This is a genomic window from Levilactobacillus muriae (genome assembly GCF_045862015.1).
GTDB lineage: Bacteria > Bacillota > Bacilli > Lactobacillales > Lactobacillaceae > Levilactobacillus > Levilactobacillus muriae.
The window spans coordinates 1-17,145 of sequence record NZ_BAAFRU010000006.1 but is presented as its reverse complement, the minus strand read 5'-3'; the positions used below and the strand labels follow the sequence as shown (position 1 = coordinate 17,145).

Sequence of the window (17,145 nt, the reverse complement as noted above, 5' to 3'; positions counted from 1 at the left end):
AAAAATCGGTAGTATAGGTAACGGATATATTGTGTCATGTAAATTTCACAAGGAGGCGAAGCGACCTGTCACAAGAACAGACTGAAGCGCTTTTCAAGGTCATGGATGAATCAACCACGATCCTGCAAGAAGCGCTAAGCACATCTTATTTGGATGCGTTCGTTGAGACTGGGGATAACCTACTCAATGGCCAAGTTCAGGTAGAAGACGGTCAGCCAGATACGGAGGCTGCGGCGAAGTTAACCAAGTTGTATGCTCAGGTCGACTGGCAAAGTGACGATGCTGAAACGGTTCGCCGGGCGATTCAATTAGCTATGCTTAAAGCGATTCGAGTAGATGAGATTCAAGCTAACCATCAACTAACGCCGGACACGATTGCTTATATTATGGGCTATCTTGTAACGCGGTTGGAGAAGGATAAATCAGAACTGATTGTGACCGATCTGGCAGTTGGGACGGCTAACTTGTTAACGGCGGTGCTTTCACAGCTCAAAGCCGTCGTTAAGGGTAATATCAAGGCGTATGGGGTGGACAATGACGATACGATGTTGGCTATTGCTCAGACGTCGAGTGATCTACAACGGTTACCTATCGAGCTGATTCATCAGGATGCGCTCGAACAGTTACTGGTGCCTGCAAGCGATCTGATCGTTACGGACTTGCCAATTGGGTATTACCCAATTGATGATAATGCAGCGACTTACCAGACCCGTGCGGCTACTGGCCATTCGTTCGTACATCATCTGCTATTGGAGCAAGCTCTGAATCAATTGAAGCCGGGTGGCGTTGGCGTATTCCTGGTACCTTCACAACTTTTCCAAACGGAAGAGGCGAAGGGCCTGTTAAAGTGGTTAGCGGGTAACGCCTATCTGCAAGGCTTATTGAACCTACCAAGTGAGCTATTTATGAATGTTAACGCTCAGAAGGCTATTCTGATTTTACAGAAGCCGGGCGCTGGCGCGAAACAGGTTGAACAAGTGATGTTGGGTGAGTTCCCATCATTTAAAGAACAATCAGCATTTCAAAAGTTTGTTGCGGAAATCGTCCAATGGGAAGAACAAAACCTGCTGACGGACCGCTCATAAAAGGAGAAAATTACCAAATGGGAAAATCATTAGCAATTAACGCCGGAAGTTCTACGTTAAAGTTCAAATTATTCCAAATGCCAGAAGAATCAGTGATCGCCGAAGGGGCCATTGACCGGATCGGTCTGGGCAAGTCTTTAGTTGAAATCAAGTATGGCGATGGGGAAAAGTACAAGACAACCCAAGATGTTAACGATCACAAAGAAGCTATCCGATTAATGCTGGATCAACTGACTAAGTTGGAAATCATCACCGACTTCAACGAAATCACGGGTATCGGTCACCGGGTCGTTGCTGGTGGTGAAGAGTTCAAGGACTCCGCCGTTATTGATGACGATGTTTTACAAAAGATCAAGAACTTGGCTGAATATGCGCCTTTGCATAATCCAGCCGCTGCCATGGGTATCGAAGCGTTCAAGAAGATTTTACCTAACGTGTTGAGCGTGGCCGTCTTCGATACGTCCTTCCACACATCCATGCCAGAAGTGAACTACATGTATGCCATCCCTTACGAATACTATGAAAAATATGGTGCACGTAAGTATGGTGCCCATGGGACGAGTCACCGTTATGTGGCCAGCCGTGCCGCAGCTATGTTGGGCAAGCCGCTCGAAGATCTGAAGTTGATCACGATGCACATTGGTGCTGGTGGGTCCATCACGGCTATCAAGGATGGCAAGTCATTCGACACTTCCATGGGCTTCACGCCATTGGCTGGTATCGAAATGGCAACCCGTTCTGGGGATATTGATGCTTCCTTAGTGGCTTACCTGATGGAAAAGCTGAATATCGACAAGCCTAGCGATATGATCAACATCTTAAACAAGAAGTCTGGTCTGGTTGGGGTTTCTGGTGTTTCCGCTGACATGCGTGAACTGGAAGCCGTTCAAGACAAGAACCACCGGGCAAAGTTAGCTCGGGACATGTTTATCAACCGTATCGTGCGGTACGTGGGGGCTTACCTCGCTGAATTGGGTGGCGCTGACGCCATCGTCTTCACTGCCGGTGTGGGTGAAAATGACATCACGATTCGTCAAGAAGTCGCTGACAAGTTGGGCTACTTCGGCATCGGTGTTGATCCAGAAAAGAACGACATCCGTGGGGTTGAACGTGACCTGAGTGCTGCTGGTTCTAAGATCAAGACGCTTTTGATTCCTACCGATGAAGAATTAATGATCGTTCGTGACATTGAACGGTTACGCAAATAGATTGACTAGACATCCTCTCGGCATTCCGGGGGGATGTTTTTTTTCACTTAAAGTTGAATAACTATCATGTAAACAAATTTAAGTTGAATGAGATTCGTTTATACCGGCCGTTAGCGCTGTTTAGTTAGTCGAACTAACCAGCATTGGAACTGGCATTGGCCGGTCAGATGTGTATAATATATTTCAACAAAGGGGAGATTAAGATGAAAAAAAATCAATCGAATACCAACCAGGAATTTTCCCGAGGACTTCAGAGTCGACACGTTCAATTGATTGCTCTTGGGGGAACAATCGGAACGGGGCTGTTCTTAGGTGCTGGTCAGTCCATTCATTTGGCTGGGCCATCAATTATTCTGGCCTATCTCGTTACGGGAATCATGTGTTTTTTACTGATGCGAGCGCTGGGGGAATTACTCCTCTCCGACTTGGAAGTTCACTCCTACATCGATTTTATCAAACGCTATCTCGGTGACAACATGAGCTTCGTTGCCGGGTGGACCTACTGGGTCTGTTGGATCACGATCGCCATGGCCGAGGTTACTGCTGCAGGTCAATACATGCAGTTTTGGTTCCCACACCTGCCTTCGTGGGTGACGGCGTTGACGTTGTTAGCTATTCTATTAGCCTTGAACTCCGTCACGGTCAGTGCGTTTGGTGAAACGGAATTCTGGTTTGCCATTATTAAGATTGTCGCCATCGTTGCGTTGATCCTAGCCGGGGCCTACATGGTTGCCGTCCACTTCCCAACGCCCGTTGGCCATGCCAGCGTGGCGAACTTGGCCAGTGGCGGGTTCTTTGCCAACGGCGCCAAGGGGTTCTTCCTGTCCTTCCAAATGGTTCTGTTTAGTTTCGTCGGGATCGAAATGGTGGGGATGACTGCTTCTGAAACGGCCAATCCTAAGAAGGTTTTGCCAAAAGCCATCAATGAGATTCCACTACGGATTATCCTCTTCTATCTTGGATCACTGCTAGCACTGATGGCCATCTACCCATGGCAATCCATCTCGCCAACTAGCAGTCCCTTCGTTCAGGTATTCAAGAACGTCGGGATTCAGTCGGCCGCTGCCGTTATTAACTTTGTTGTCTTGACGGCTGCCGCCTCGGCCTGCAACAGCTCACTGTTTACGACCGGACGGATGCTCTTCTCCTTGACGTACGGTGGGGAAGGCCACTTCTCCAAGCGAATGGGGACACTGTCCCGGGCACAGGTACCAACACACGCGTTACGTTTCTCTACGTTGGTCATTGCCGTTTCCGTCTTTCTGAACTTTATTATTCCGGGTCACGTCTTTGCCTTCGTTTCCAGTATCGCCACAACCTGTTTTCTCTTTATCTGGGGAGCCATCGTGGTTGCGCACATCAAGTACAAGAAGCAACAGACACCATTGGAACGCAGCAATAGTAGCTTCAAGATGCCATTCTTTCCAATGAGTGACTACTTCATCTTGGCCTTTCTGGGGATGGTCGCCGTGGTCTTGCTGTTCCGGGTCGACACATTAATCGCCCTGATTGGGTCCATCCTCTGGCTGGTAGGCCTGAGCTTAGGCAAGCGATTTCGCGACCAACGCGTAGCCGCCAGTGCCGTAGATTCTGATAAATAAATCGAGTGGAAGCACTGCCAGGACACTGGTGGGTGCTTCCTTTTTTCGTGGGGGACGAGGCCAGCGAAAATGATGGGGAAGTGCTAGGATGAAAGTGGTGTTTAGATGTCAAAACGTGGATAATGAAGATGTGCATGAGACAACTGGTAGTCGGGGCGCTAAGCAACTACCAGCCGCTAGATAACGGAATCTAAATGAGGTGTGAACATGAAAACTGTAAAAATTGCAGGGCAAACGGTGCCCGCCATTGGAATCGGAACCTGGCATATGGGGGATGACGCGACACAACGGGCAACGGAGATTGCGGCCATTCAAGCCGGTATTGCCACTGGCGCGCGGGTAATTGACACCGCTGAAATGTATGGTTCCGGTCGGGCTGAGAGTCTGGTTGGAGAGGCATTGCAGTCGCTGGATCGTAATCAGATTTTTCTGATTTCTAAGGTCTTACCGGAGAATGCATCGAAGCACCGGATGGAGGCAAGCTTGGATGCGAGTCTGCAACGGCTGCGGACAGATCATGTTGACCTGTATCTCTATCACTGGCGGGGGAGTGTGCCACTGGCTGAAACGGTGGCCGAATTACAGCGCCTCCAGCGGACCGGTAAGATTCGGGCGTGGGGTGTTTCTAATTTTGATGTTGCTGACTTGCAAGAACTTTGGGCGCTTCCCGGTGGCGATCAGGCTGCGGCCAACGAGGACCTGTACCATTTAGGTAGCCGTGGATTAGATTACGCGGTGCTGCCCTGGCAAGCCGATCATGACCTGCCACTGATTGCCTATTCACCGATCGCGCAGGGGGATTCGTGGGGCCAGAATTTGGCGACTAACGAGACGGTCATACAGATTGCAACGGCTCATCACGTGACGGTCTACCAGGTGCTCTTAGCCTGGGCCATTCGGAATCCCCAAATTCTGGCGATTCCGCAGACCAGCTCTGTGGCCCACATGACTCAAAACATTGCGGCAGGTAAGCTGACCCTGACCCCGGCTGAATTGGCGGCGCTAGACCAGCAGTTCCCACGGCCAACGAAGAAAGAAGCACTCGATACTATTTAAGACGAGGAGTTATGATATGCAATACTTTACTTCAGATACGCATTTTTTTCATAAAGATTTATTAGGCATGAATGACTTTGCACCACGGCCATTTGCTAACGTGGAGGACATGAATCAGACCATCATTGATAACTGGAATGCCCGCGTGGCGCCCACCGATACGGTCTATCATCTGGGCGACATTGCGTTGTATTTCACCCGACCAGCCAGCAAGTCTGATGAAGCCGTGGCAGATGTCCTGTCTCAATTGAACGGGCATCTGGAATTGATCAAGGGAAATCACGACAGTCGGGTGTTGTTTAAGTACTTGGCGGCACACAATCCCATCGATCACGGGCAGGAGAAGTACACCTTCCATGATGTGGGCGCGCTCATCAAGTATGACCACCGGCAATACTATATGACGCATTACCCTATGATGCTGGGTATTGTGAAGCAGATTGTCAATCTTCACGGCCATATTCACCACTACGCGGTCCCAGTCAAGGAAAACATTAATGTCGGCGTAGACACGCCGGAGACCCGCTACCTCAAGGAACAGGTTCCCTTCGGTACGCCATTCTCCACGAGTGAGATAGAAGAAATGGTGACGGGAAAGGCTAAGGAGTTTCAGGATAAGCAGTAGGCTAGCAAATATTGTGTAAGGAATATGAAAGAGGTTTTGGTTGTCTTCTCCTATGGGTGTGGTAAGTCTAGAGAAAATTAAGGTAGATGTCTGAGGCTGCATTCTGACAATTGTGATAATGTGGCTTGTAGCTGACGTTGGCTGTTTAAAACTAGCCTAGCCGAAGGAGGTCAGGGATGACGCCGGCTGTGACGGCGGTGTTAGACCGGGTGGTTGGTTTTTCCCGGCCTTACACCGCGGGACGCGTTTGGAGCCTCGACTGAATTTGGCGAGGCTTCAAACCGAGCCGGAAGCCCGTCCTTTGGCTGCAGGCGGTCCCCATAGCGGCAGAATTCCTGGCATCCGCAGGCGACAAGTTTTAATCAGCCCAAGGTAGCATTGCGCTTGACCGGGGCCCCTTGATGCCGTAGGATTAAACACAGTGTTAAGAGGAGCTAAGAGAGCATGGAACAGATTACCATCCTGCATACGAATGACTTGCATTCTCACTTTGAAAATTGGCCACGAATTCGGCGGTATTTGGCAGCGGCTAAGGCCAGTGCCCAGGCAGCCGGCCATACCGTGTATACCTTTGATCTCGGGGACAACTTGGACCGCGTCCATCCCGTGACCGAAGCAACCAATGGTCAGAAGAATGTGGAAATGATGAATCAGATTGGCTACGATGCCGTGACCATTGGGAACAATGAGGGCTTAAGCTACATGCGTCCACAATTGGACCACCTCTACGACTATGCTAATTTTCCAGTGGTGCTGGGTAATCTGTTGACGAAGGATACCCACGAACAACCAAAGTGGGCGGTCGATCATCGGGTACTGACCACACCCGCTGGCACACGAGTTTTAGTGTTAGGTTTGACGGCTCCGTACCAGTTGACCTATCCACTGGCCGGCTGGTTACCCATCGAGGTCGACGATGCCCTGACCCGTCTGCTGACGATCTATGCTGATGATTTCGATGTCTGTGTGTTGCTATCCCATCTTGGCGTTGATGTTGATCGACAGATTGCTAAGCGTTATCCACGGGTCAATGTGATTATTGGCAGTCACACCCACCATTTATTTGTGAATGGGGAGCAGGATCACCACAGTTTACTGGCTGCGGCCGGCAAATTTGGCCGGTACGTGGGTAAAATTGAGCTGACGGTGGATGGAAAACACGAGGTTAAGGCTGCAACGGCAAGCGTGGTGGAAACGGCTACTTTACCGGAAGACCCGGCCGACGCTGCGGAAATCCAGGGCTTGCATGACCTGGGGACGGATATTTTATCCGAGCAGCGGGTCGCAGATCTTCCCGTCACGATGGAGGCTGATCTGACCGGTCAACCGCGGCTCGTCCGCGAGGGACTACACGCCATTGCGGAGTATGCCGGGACACAGACAGCTATCTTAAATGCTGGCCTATTCTTGGAAGACTTACCCCGGGGCGTGGTCAATCAGAATCAGTTGCACCAGATTCTGCCGCATAACATGCACGTCATGACGGTGACACTGAGCGGGTATGACCTGTGGCGCTTGATTCAAGAATTCGAGATGGCCCGGCTATTCCTGCGGCACTTCCACCAGAAGGGCATGGGCTTTCGAGGTAAAATTTTCGGCGAAATCAACTACCTGGGAATTGCCTATGATCAGCAGACCCATCAGGTGACGTGGCGCGGAGAACCGCTGTCGCCAAATCGACAGTATAAAATTGCCGTACTGGATCACTATTTATTTATTCCATTCTTCCCGACTATTTCGATCGTGGGGAAGAATCACATACTATATCAAGACTTGTTACGGGAAGTGTTTGCCAAGTACTTGAGCACGCACTATCCCTTAGATAAAGACGAGAGAGGATGACGACGGTGGATCGCAAAGATTTAGAGGCATTAGTTGCCGAGCAACGAGAAAGCCGGGAACCAGCGGCGGAGGTCGTACACGAAGATGATACGCACCTGACGATCAATGGTCACCCCTATGAAGTCGTGGCGAATGTCAGAGACGGTTTTGATTTCGCCGAATTTGCCCGTCGTTTTAGTACGATTTTAAGCAAATTTGACTATATCGTCGGCGACTGGGGTTTCGAACAGCTGCGGTTGAAGGGATTTTATGCCGAAGACCGCGCTGGTGCGAAGCAGAATCAGATCGATGCTGTGCAGGATTATCTCTATGAATCCTGCAACTTTGGCTGTGCTTACTTTATTCTGCATAACCTAGATGTTAAGGCGGCACCAAAGCCACGGCGGAGTCGTTCGCGACGCCGGAGCGGGAGTAAACCTGCCCAGCAGAATCAGGAACAAAGTCGGCCACAGAACAAACAGAATCAACCACAGCACCAGTCCGGCGATAAGCCCACGGCTAAGGCGACTAGCAGTAATCGTGGTGGTAATGGGCATAATCGTAATGCGGCCAATACGGCTAACAATAAGGCGACAACTAACAACAATAGTAATGGCAATAACACGGGCAATAGTACGACGCCTAACGGGAGTCATCGGCGGCGTTCACGGCATTCACGCCACCGTAACAATGCTAATCACCCGTACACTGAGGAACGGCGCACGACGACACAGCCTAAGCCTGATGCCGGCAAGACGGTAACGGTTGCAACAGGCGGTCAAGGACGCCGACACTTCACCATTCGGCAGAAAAAAGAGAATTAGGGAGAATTTGCAATGAAAAATTATCAAGCCTATCTAATCGACTTGGATGGCACCGTTTATGCGGGCAGTAAACGTTATCCTAAGGCCAAGGCCTTTGTGGAAAGGTTACAGGCGGCCAAAGTGCCCTTTAAGTTTGTCACAAATAACACGACAAAATTACCCATAGACGTTGTGGCAAACCTGGCGGATAACCACGATATTCACGTCAACACGGATAACGTCTATACGGCGGGCCTCGCGACCGCAGACTTTTTGGACGAACGGGCTGGCGAGACCGGCAAGCGAACCGTTTACGTGGTTGGTGAGATCGGGTTGAACCAGGCGCTCGCAGCCAAGGGGTTTACGGTGGACGAAGAGCATCCTGAGTACGTGGTCGTGGGGCTTGATAGTGATGTGACCTATGAAAAGTTTGCCAAGGCTATTCTGGCGATTCGTAGTGGGTCAACGTTTATCGGGACCAACTCGGATTCCAATATTCCAAAGGCGCGGGGACTAATGCCCGGCGCTGGTGCGTTAGTTGATCTCGTGCGTTACGCGACTCAGACGACACCTATTTTTGTTGGGAAGCCGGAACCGATTATCCTACAGAACTCACTAGAATTAATGTGTGTCGCCCCTGAGGATGCCTTGATGGTGGGAGACAACTACCAGACGGATATTCTCGCGGGCATTCACGCTGGGGTGGATACGCTCCTAGTCTACACGGGGGTCTCCACGCCGGATCAGGTGGCTCAGCAGGCGATTCAACCGACTTATACCATCCCGAACCTGGATCATTGGGACATCGAGGTGGGGCCAATTGACTAGGTGGCAACGCGGCGTTGGGTTAACGGCGCTGATTCTGCTATTGCTGACGTTGAGTATCTTTTTGACGATCAATGCGGTCTGGCTTTACCGGTTGGACATTCATTGGCTTAATATCTCCAAAACGGTTCAAATGACACCGCAAAAGATTATGCATAACTATTATCAGATGTTGGGCTATCTGGAATTACCGTGGATAACCGACCTCAATATGAGTGATTTTCCCACGTCGTTTACGGGGATGGTTCACTTTCATGACGTGAAACAGCTATTCTTAGTGAATAACGTTGTGTTACTGGTGAGTATTTATCCAGCCGGCTGGTATTTCCGTCGGCTGAAACGCTATGGGGAACGGTGGCGGCTGATTCGGCCCATGCAGGTGGCAACAGTGATTCCAGTCGTGCTGGCAGCAGTGATGGCTGTGGACTTCAACGACTTCTTTATTGATTTTCATAAGATTCTCTTTCGCAATAATGACTGGCTGTTCGATCCGAACCTGGACCCGATTATCACGGCGCTACCAGATACATTCTTTCTTCACTGCTTTATCATGGCGTTCGCCTTGTTTGAGGCGGGACTGATCTGGCTATATTGGCTGGGGCGGCAGTCGTTTAAGCATGCGGGGGAATAGAAAATTCAAGTTAAGATAAAAAGTGCAACTGACAGTTTTTGCCGGTTGCACTTTTTGCTATATTTGATGGTTGCGTCGGAAGTCACTAGGGCTGGTGTGCATGCATGCTGAAAATTTTCGGCTAAGATAATAACCATCGGAATAACCGGCCTTGATGGCGACGGTGTCTATCGGTAGGTCGGTGGTGATTAGAAGTTGCTGAACCGCTCGCATCTTAAGTCTTTCAAGATGTTGGACGGGTGTAATCCCCGCTTCTGATTTAAATCGACGTGAGAAGTATGCCGAACTCCAGCCAATTTCTCTAGCAACCTCATTAATTGTAATTTGATCTTGATAATGAGCGGCCATGAAGGCGACAGCTTCTCGGATGGCTACGGAATGAATGGTAGGGTGATGCTTTTCAAATAGTTTGCGATACAATTCGGCATTGAAAATATCGGCAATGAAATGATTTTGTAAAGCTGTCATTTCAGCAGAGGGACAGTACTCGAGTTGCCGTAAGTAAGCGCAATCTTCTAGAATGCGGGCATTGACCTGAGTGAAGTGGCCGCTTAAATCTTGATCCTTGAAGAAATGCGAAGTGAAGGTGAATCGGACAAAATGAAAGGTCAGGGGATGGACAACCTGCCGCTTGAATTCAACTTGTGGCGGGCACAAAAGAACTGAGCCACGATGAGCTTTTCCGGATTGACTGCCGATTTGATAGTTGCAATCACCATCTTCAATCACGTACATGACCCAGAAGTTTTCAGTGTCAGAGTGTAGGAGAAAATGGGGCTTTTCTTGCCAAAAAGTGTATTGATTTGTTTCAATTGTGAGCATTTGAACACCACCTTTCCGGAAATCAACCAATGTCAAAAAAAGATAAATAAGTGTCAAAAAAGGAAATTGTAAGCGTTCTCACATATATTCATAATAATAGACGTAAGCTAAATAAACAAGGGGATGTGAAATTTATGGAAAGTCGCTCACAAACTTTTGACATTGTTGTTGTTGGCGGTGGCCTAGCTGGGGTGTGTGCCGCAATCAGTAGTGCTCGGGTGGGGTGCCACGTAGCGCTCGTTCAAAATCGTAGTGTATTAGGAGGAAACTCCAGTAGTGAAATTCGAGTGTGGGTTGGAGGGGCCTCGAAACATGGGATTAACCGTTATGGTCGAGAGACAGGGATCATGGGGGAACTGTTTGTTGAAAACCAGTATCGAAACCCAGATGGCAATCCGTACCTCTGGGACTTATTGCTCCTGGAAAAGGTCCGTGCGGAAGCAAATGTTGCGTTATTCCTAAATACTGAGATCTTACAGGTCAGCATGCGCGATGAGCACACGATAGCGGCAGTTACGGGTTTTGTTCAGGGATCCGAAACGCAGCTAACTTTTAGGAGTGATTACTTCATCGACTGTACCGGTGATGGCTTAGTGGCCTTCAATGCTGGGGCCGAGTTTCATCTTGGCAGGGAAGCACGAAGCACGTTTGGTGAATCTCTAGCACCAGAAGTAGCTGATCAGAAATTATTGGGAAGTTCGATGTTCTTCTACACGAAGGATGTGGGGCACACGGTGAAATTTACCAAGCCCTTCTTCGCCAGAGATATTACGAAGACGGAGATTGTTAAAAGTCGGGTTATTAAAAAAGACGATAACGGATGCGCCTATTGGTGGATTGAGTGGGGAGGTGACCATGATACAGTTCATGATAACGAAAGTATTCGTGATGAATTGCAGGCCGCAGTCTATGGCATCTGGGACTACATTAAAAATTCTGGAAAGTATGATTCAGATAATCTGACACTAGAGTGGGTTGGCTCCGTTGTGGGCAAGCGGGAATATCGTCGCTTCCTTGGTGATTATATGCTGTGCCAGCAAGATATTGAAGAACAGACAGACTTTAAAGATAAAGTTGCCTTCGGTGGGTGGTCAATTGATATTCATCCTTCTTCTGGAATGTATACCAAAGAAGCAGGCACGGAAGATTCTGTACCAGATGGTCTTTACCATATTCCCTTACGATCACTATATTCTCGTAATATTCATAATTTATTCTTAGCAGGAAGAGATATTAGTGTGAGTCACGTTGCCTTTGGGTCGACAAGAGTTATGGCAACCTGTGCAATTGGTGGGCAAGCGGCTGGACTAGCTGCCGCGTTTGCCTTTAGTCAGAAAATTCAGGCTGGAGATATCTATCGAGAACATTTAGCGACGTTTCAAAGCCTAATGCTACGCGAGGACAGTTCTATCCTTGGATTAAGCGTGCCAGACCCTGATGACTTAGCGCAACAGGCTGTGGTGGCGGCTAGTCATACGCTGACTCAAATAAACACCTATAGCGAGGATAGTGTGCCGTATTCATTAGAGAAACGGGTGGCATTTACGTTTCCGGTGAATCCTAGCATACATGGCTTGGATTTGATGGTGAATACTGAGCTTGGCGGCAACCTGACAGTTAGTTTTTATCAGACCGGTAAAAGCCAGAATTATATTCCGGAGACGTTGCTGAAGACAGTTACGATACCGGTTATCGCTGATACCCATGGTTGGGTAACAATTCCCTTTGATTGGGAACCGGATCATCCGCAGAATGTTTTTGTGATTGTCACCGGGGATACGGGGCTATCACTGATGGTTAGCGCGCGAGAATATCAAGGCGTGCTGAGCTTTATCAATGAGCCGGTTGGAGAACTGAAACAACCGAAGCTTCACCACTTTGTGCGAACGAGTCCCATTCTCGAATGGACTAACCAAAAATTCAATCGACATAACGTTGTCTTTAGGGTAGCTAAGACAGGCGCCTTTGCAGGAGAGAATTTAACGAATGGCTACTTGCGACCGTTTGGTGGCCCGAATATGTGGGTAGCACCATTTCAAGGAAAGCCGGAAGATATTATCTTAACTTGGACGACATTGCAGCGAATCCAGGAAATTCGGCTAACACTCAATGACGACGTGAATGAAGATCTCATCAATCTTCATCATCATCGAACAGACTTCCCAATTATTCCAGAACTGTTGAAGGATTTTACGGTGGATTATCTAACAGACACTGGTTGGCAGACACTTGAGACTATTCAGGACAATCGACAACGCCATTTTGTCTTTCGGTTACCCGAGGCGATTACAACGCAGAAGCTTCGTGTGCGGGCACTAACGACTAATGGTAGTGAACAATTTTCCCTGATAGAGATTAGGGCCTATGCAACGATTCAGAATTTGACTAAAGGAGTTGAGGGTCATGAAGGAGACTAAGGAAGCAACGGCGGGGAAAACTAAGCCAAAGCTCTCGACACATATTCGATACGTGGTGTTGGCGTTGATCTTTGTTAACATTATTATTAACTATATGGATCGAACTAACGTTTCAATTGCGATGCCCGAGATGGCCAAGGATATTGGTCTGTCGACGGTGCAACAGGGGCTAATTTTCTCAGCGTTCGGTTGGATTTACGCGGCAATGCAGATTCCCGGGGGCATCTTACTTGATAAACTAGGGTCGCGAATTACATATACGATCAGTTTGTTCTTTTGGTCAGTGATCACGGTCTTCCAGTCGATGGTTGGAAACTTTGGTCAGTTGTTGGGGTTGCGGCTAGGAATAGGGTTCTTCGAAGCACCTGTTATGCCGGCGAATAATCGGGCAGTCTCTTATTGGTTCCCAGACGATGAACGTGGAACAGCCATCGGCATATATTCTTCGGCACAATTCTTAGGGCTCGCCTTTTCTACACCAATCCTGTTTGCTATTCACAAGAGTATTGGTTGGCAGGGACTTTTTATTGTTACCGGGATTATCGGGATTATTTGGTCCATCGTGTGGTTTGTTATTTACCATGATCCTCAAAAGAGTCGATGGATTGGTGCAGATGAGCTTGAATACATTCAAGCGGGTGGTGCCATTACGGAAGAAGAATTTATTAAGGAAAAGAATCAACAGCCTAAAGCTAAGTTAACTTGGGGTAACGTTAAGCAGCTCTTTAATCGTCGCCTGATGGGGATCTACATTGGTCAATTCGCCATTTCAGGAACGTTCTGGTTCTTCTTGACATGGTTCCCAACCTACTTGACGGAGGCGAAGCATATCAATTTTCTCCAATCGGGGATGCTTTCGAGCATTCCCTATCTATCAGCGTTTGCTGGGGTGATTTTGGCCGGATATGTCTCTGACCGATTGTTAAAAGGCAAGCATTCAGAGAGTTTTGCCCGTAAACTGCCCGTGATTACTGGGTTACTCTTAACTTTACTGATCATGGGGGCCAATTTTACGACTAATCCCGTACTTATTATTATGTTCATGTCGATTGCTTTCTTTGGAAATGGGCTTGCAACGATTACCTGGGTATTTGTGACTGCCCTTGCTCCCAAAGAATTGATTGGGTTAGCTGGGGGGATGTTTAACTTCTGTGGGGCATTATCTTCCATTGTCGTGCCCATCGTTATTGGTTTCTTAGTTGCCAATGGGAACTTCTCCTCTGCACTCGTCTTTATTGCGTTCATTGCACTATTGGGTGCCCTGTCTTACATCTTCATTGTCGGTAAGATTGATTTACCAAAGACGAACGAACACTAACGATAAAAAAGGTTGGTACCAACATCACTGTCAGTGCCAACCTTTTTAAATGTCATCATTTCAGTTTAATCGTCTTCTGGAATCCGTTGCGGATTGGGACGAGAGGTATGACGGCCCTTGAGCCAACCCACGATGGCTGGAATCAAGGAAATCACGATGATACCAAGTACAACTGCTGAGAAGTGTTCTTTGACAAACGGAATGTTTCCAAAGAAGTATCCCCCACCACAGCAGATGAATACCCAGGTCAGGGCAGCACTCACGTTGTATTTCAGGAAACGACGGTAGGGGAACTGTGAGCCAGCAGCGGTGAATGGCACGAACGTCCGGATAATCGGCATAAACCGACCTAGAAAGATAGCCAATGGTCCGTGCTTTCTAAAGAATTGTTCAGATTGCGCTAGTTTATCCTTGTTAATCAGTCGACCGAACCACGAATGGTTGGACAATGCCGCACCGGCACGGCCACCGAGATAGAAGTTCAGTGAGTCCCCAGCAATTGCAGCCACCAGGAAGATGGCGACGAACAACCAGATGTTTAAGCCGTATGCTGGATTAGCGGCCAGGGCCGCCGCTGCGAAGAGAAGTGAATCCCCTGGTAAGAAGGGCAGAATCACAGCACCAGTTTCCACAAAGACGATGGCAAACAAGATGAGGTAAGTCGAGCCACCAAAGGTATTGACGATGTTGACCAGATGGTCGTCAATGTGGAGAACGAAATCAATTAAATAGGCCATTAAGTGCTCCTTAGTTGTTATTTGATAATACCCATATTGTAGGGGTTTTTAATCTCGATGTCAGCAGGTCCGGCGAAGCTTAACCAAATTGTGATAATTATTTGAACGGCGTATCTTGTTCACCAGCATCGTCGTGAGCCAAACGGGCCGCCCCCGCCGCAGCAATCGCACCAACCAGGTCATCCAAGAAGGTGTGGATGATGCCGGGTTCATGAGCATTGAGTTTAGCGAGAATTCCTGGCTTGGTTCGGTCAATGTAGCCGTAATTAGTGAAACCAATGGAACCGTACAGGTCGACGATGGAGAGCGCCATGGTCTCGTCGACGCCGTAGAGCCCTTCGTCACGTTCCACGATAGTCTGCAAAGGTTCCATGAGGCTGTGATGCTCGGCGGCAAGGTCGAGTTGAATCCCGGTGATCACGGCATTTTGAACCTCACGCTTGTTTAAGACGGTCTGGACGCTATGCAGGGCCATCTCAGGGGAGAGATCCTTAATGTAATCTTTTTGCAGATAAATCACGAGGTCAGCAATATCTTTCAGATCGACGCCCCGTTCGTGAAGGAGGTCAATTGTACGTTGGCCGTAAGCGGTGGTTGGTTTAATCATCATGTAACTCCCTTTCTTCTTACTATAGAGATATATCTAGTATTATAGCACCAGTGACATCAGTTGCATTTTTCCTGTTAGGCGGTGATAATAGATGACTAGGTAATGTTTGAAAAGATATGGAGGATAATTATGACAAAGTTTCCACAAATTGATTTGGCTAACGCCAGGGGTCCACAAGTAACGATTGAAACGTCCATGGGGACCATTCAGCTGCAACTCTTCCCCGAACAAGCACCAAAGACGGTTGAAAACTTTGTAACACACGCCAAGGCTGGTTACTACGATGGCATGACTTTCCACCGTGTGATTCCTAACTTTATGATTCAAGGTGGGGATCCAACCGGTACTGGTATGGGTGGCGAAAGTATCTGGGGTCAACCATTCGAAGATGAATTCTCACCAGAGTTGTATAACTTACGTGGGGCATTATCCATGGCAAATGCGGGCCCGAATACGAATGGCAGTCAGTTCTTTATCGTTCAGGACAAGGATATGACTGATCAAATTCAAAGTCAGATGACGGATGCCGGTTTCCCTGAAGAAATCGTTAAAGCTTACGAAAAGGGTGGAACACCATGGCTAGATTTTCGGCACACGGTGTTTGGTCAAGTGATTACGGGGATGGACGTGGTTGACGCGATTGCTGCTGTCAAGACGGATGCCAGCGACCAACCCGCAACACCGGTCACGATGGACAAGGTCACGGTCAGTGAGGATTAACTGACTGGATATAGAGACAGGAGGCGTGACGATGACGTTTAAAATTGGCCAGAGAGTAACGGGACGGATTACAGGAATCCAACCGTATGGGGCCTTTGTTAGTCTCGGCGGTCACCGTCAGGGCTTGATTCACATTTCAGAGTGTCATTGCGGCTACGTCAAAGACATTCACGACTATTTAAAAGTTAATCAAGAAGTAAATGCGGTTGTTCTTGATATTGATGAATTCACTGGAAAAATCAGCCTATCGTTGCGGTGCCTTGAGCACGTTGACTTTGGACCGGAACCGGATGAACATCAGCATCGTCACTATTGGACAAATCACCGGATTAATATTGGCTTTAAGCCAATTGACGACCGCTTATCGGGCTGGAAGGCCGAAGCGTTGCGTCATTTGAATCAGGAGAAAGCATCCTCATAAGGAGGGTGCTTTTATTTTTTAAAAAAGGGCTTGACCAATCGGTGGATGATTGATAAGATATTACCTGTTGCTGTTTGAGACGGCTAATGCATAAATAACAAATTGTTGAATAGTCATACAAATTTGAAATTAGTACTTGACGAGTTAAACAGCAACTGATAGAATGATTTATGTTGTCAAAACGTGTTTTATCCGATATTCATTGCGTCCTCAATGTTGAATAAATATTCAGGATGTTGAAAAAAGATGTTGACACGAAATTCACAACATGATATACTTTAAAAGTTGTCACGGAGCAATTACTTCTCTGATAACTTGGTAGACCTTTGAAAACTGAACATTGTTTCGACAAATCAAATATGTGTAGGGCGGTTTGATACTTGGTATCAAACCCAAACAATATTTGCGAAGTCAATTCGCTTTTATAACAAAAAGTAACAACAAT

At 48.0% G+C, this 17,145-nt stretch carries 16 protein-coding genes; 13 read left to right on the top strand and 3 right to left on the bottom strand.

Annotation, left to right across the window (positions count from 1 at the left end; all coding sequences use genetic code 11):
• Positions 1–65 precede the first annotated feature (65 nt).
• The 9 genes from ACKTSF_RS05200 (at position 66) to ACKTSF_RS05160 (ending at position 9,655) form a co-directional block, all read left to right on the top strand.
• Entirely contained in the window at positions 66–1,085 is a 1,020-nt protein-coding gene (locus ACKTSF_RS05200; RefSeq protein WP_407887538.1) for a class I SAM-dependent methyltransferase, read from the top strand.
• A gap of 17 nt (positions 1,086–1,102) precedes the next feature.
• Positions 1,103–2,293 (top strand): acetate/propionate family kinase, encoded by a 1,191-nt coding sequence (locus ACKTSF_RS05195; protein ID WP_407887277.1) that lies wholly within the window; start codon positions 1,103–1,105, stop codon positions 2,291–2,293.
• 203 nt (positions 2,294–2,496) lie between these two features.
• Positions 2,497–3,894 (top strand): amino acid permease, encoded by a 1,398-nt coding sequence (locus ACKTSF_RS05190; RefSeq protein ID WP_407887275.1) that lies wholly within the window; start codon positions 2,497–2,499, stop codon positions 3,892–3,894.
• Between the two features lie 207 nt (positions 3,895–4,101).
• Positions 4,102–4,950 carry an aldo/keto reductase gene (locus tag ACKTSF_RS05185; RefSeq protein ID WP_407887274.1) on the top strand — a complete coding sequence of 283 codons (849 nt, stop codon included), beginning with the start codon at positions 4,102–4,104 and terminating at the stop codon, positions 4,948–4,950.
• A 16-nt stretch (positions 4,951–4,966) separates the two neighbouring features.
• Entirely contained in the window at positions 4,967–5,575 is a 609-nt protein-coding gene (locus tag ACKTSF_RS05180; protein WP_407887272.1) for a metallophosphatase, read from the top strand.
• A gap of 444 nt (positions 5,576–6,019) precedes the next feature.
• Positions 6,020–7,417 (top strand): bifunctional metallophosphatase/5'-nucleotidase, encoded by a 1,398-nt coding sequence (locus tag ACKTSF_RS05175; RefSeq protein ID WP_407887270.1) that lies wholly within the window; start codon positions 6,020–6,022, stop codon positions 7,415–7,417.
• On the top strand, positions 7,414–8,220 hold the full coding sequence (locus ACKTSF_RS05170; protein WP_407887268.1) for a YutD family protein: 807 nt from the start codon (positions 7,414–7,416) through the stop codon (positions 8,218–8,220). Before ACKTSF_RS05175 ends, ACKTSF_RS05170 begins: the two co-directional genes overlap by 4 nt.
• A gap of 12 nt (positions 8,221–8,232) precedes the next feature.
• Positions 8,233–9,027: a TIGR01457 family HAD-type hydrolase gene (locus ACKTSF_RS05165; protein ID WP_407887266.1), complete on the top strand. Its 795-nt coding sequence runs from the start codon at positions 8,233–8,235 to the stop codon at positions 9,025–9,027.
• Positions 9,020–9,655, top strand: a complete 636-nt coding sequence (locus ACKTSF_RS05160) for a TIGR01906 family membrane protein (protein WP_407887264.1) — start codon at positions 9,020–9,022, stop codon at positions 9,653–9,655. Before ACKTSF_RS05165 ends, ACKTSF_RS05160 begins: the two co-directional genes overlap by 8 nt.
• Positions 9,656–9,712: 57 nt before the next feature.
• On the opposite strand, the gene ACKTSF_RS05155 is transcribed toward ACKTSF_RS05160, so the two are convergent.
• Positions 9,713–10,477 carry an AraC family transcriptional regulator gene (locus tag ACKTSF_RS05155; protein WP_407887262.1) on the bottom strand — a complete coding sequence of 255 codons (765 nt, stop codon included), beginning with the start codon at positions 10,475–10,477 and terminating at the stop codon, positions 9,713–9,715.
• 134 nt (positions 10,478–10,611) lie between these two features.
• Here ACKTSF_RS05155 and ACKTSF_RS05150 point away from each other — a divergent pair, with 134 nt between their 5' ends.
• Together ACKTSF_RS05150 and ACKTSF_RS05145 are read left to right on the top strand one after the other, a co-directional pair.
• Positions 10,612–12,894: an FAD-dependent oxidoreductase gene (locus ACKTSF_RS05150; RefSeq protein ID WP_407887261.1), complete on the top strand. Its 2,283-nt coding sequence runs from the start codon at positions 10,612–10,614 to the stop codon at positions 12,892–12,894.
• Positions 12,881–14,212 carry an MFS transporter gene (locus ACKTSF_RS05145; RefSeq protein WP_407887259.1) on the top strand — a complete coding sequence of 444 codons (1,332 nt, stop codon included), beginning with the start codon at positions 12,881–12,883 and terminating at the stop codon, positions 14,210–14,212. The genes ACKTSF_RS05150 and ACKTSF_RS05145 overlap by 14 nt, the downstream gene beginning before the upstream one ends.
• A 65-nt stretch (positions 14,213–14,277) precedes the next feature.
• On the opposite strand, the gene ACKTSF_RS05140 is transcribed toward ACKTSF_RS05145, so the two are convergent.
• Both ACKTSF_RS05140 and ACKTSF_RS05135 read right to left on the bottom strand, forming a co-directional pair.
• A complete protein-coding gene (locus ACKTSF_RS05140) occupies positions 14,278–14,949 on the bottom strand; it encodes a VTT domain-containing protein (protein WP_407887257.1) in 672 nt (223 codons plus the stop codon).
• Positions 14,950–15,046: 97 nt separating this feature from the next.
• Positions 15,047–15,556, bottom strand: a complete 510-nt coding sequence (locus tag ACKTSF_RS05135; RefSeq protein ID WP_407887255.1) for a phosphatidylglycerophosphatase A family protein — start codon at positions 15,554–15,556, stop codon at positions 15,047–15,049.
• Positions 15,557–15,688: 132 nt separating this feature from the next.
• Between ACKTSF_RS05135 and ACKTSF_RS05130 the strand changes: the two genes are divergently transcribed.
• A complete protein-coding gene (locus ACKTSF_RS05130) occupies positions 15,689–16,279 on the top strand; it encodes a peptidylprolyl isomerase (RefSeq protein ID WP_407887253.1) in 591 nt (196 codons plus the stop codon).
• A 31-nt stretch (positions 16,280–16,310) separates the two neighbouring features.
• A complete protein-coding gene (locus tag ACKTSF_RS05125) occupies positions 16,311–16,700 on the top strand; it encodes a CvfD/Ygs/GSP13 family RNA-binding post-transcriptional regulator (RefSeq protein ID WP_407887251.1) in 390 nt (129 codons plus the stop codon).
• Positions 16,701–17,145: the final 445 nt, after the last annotated feature.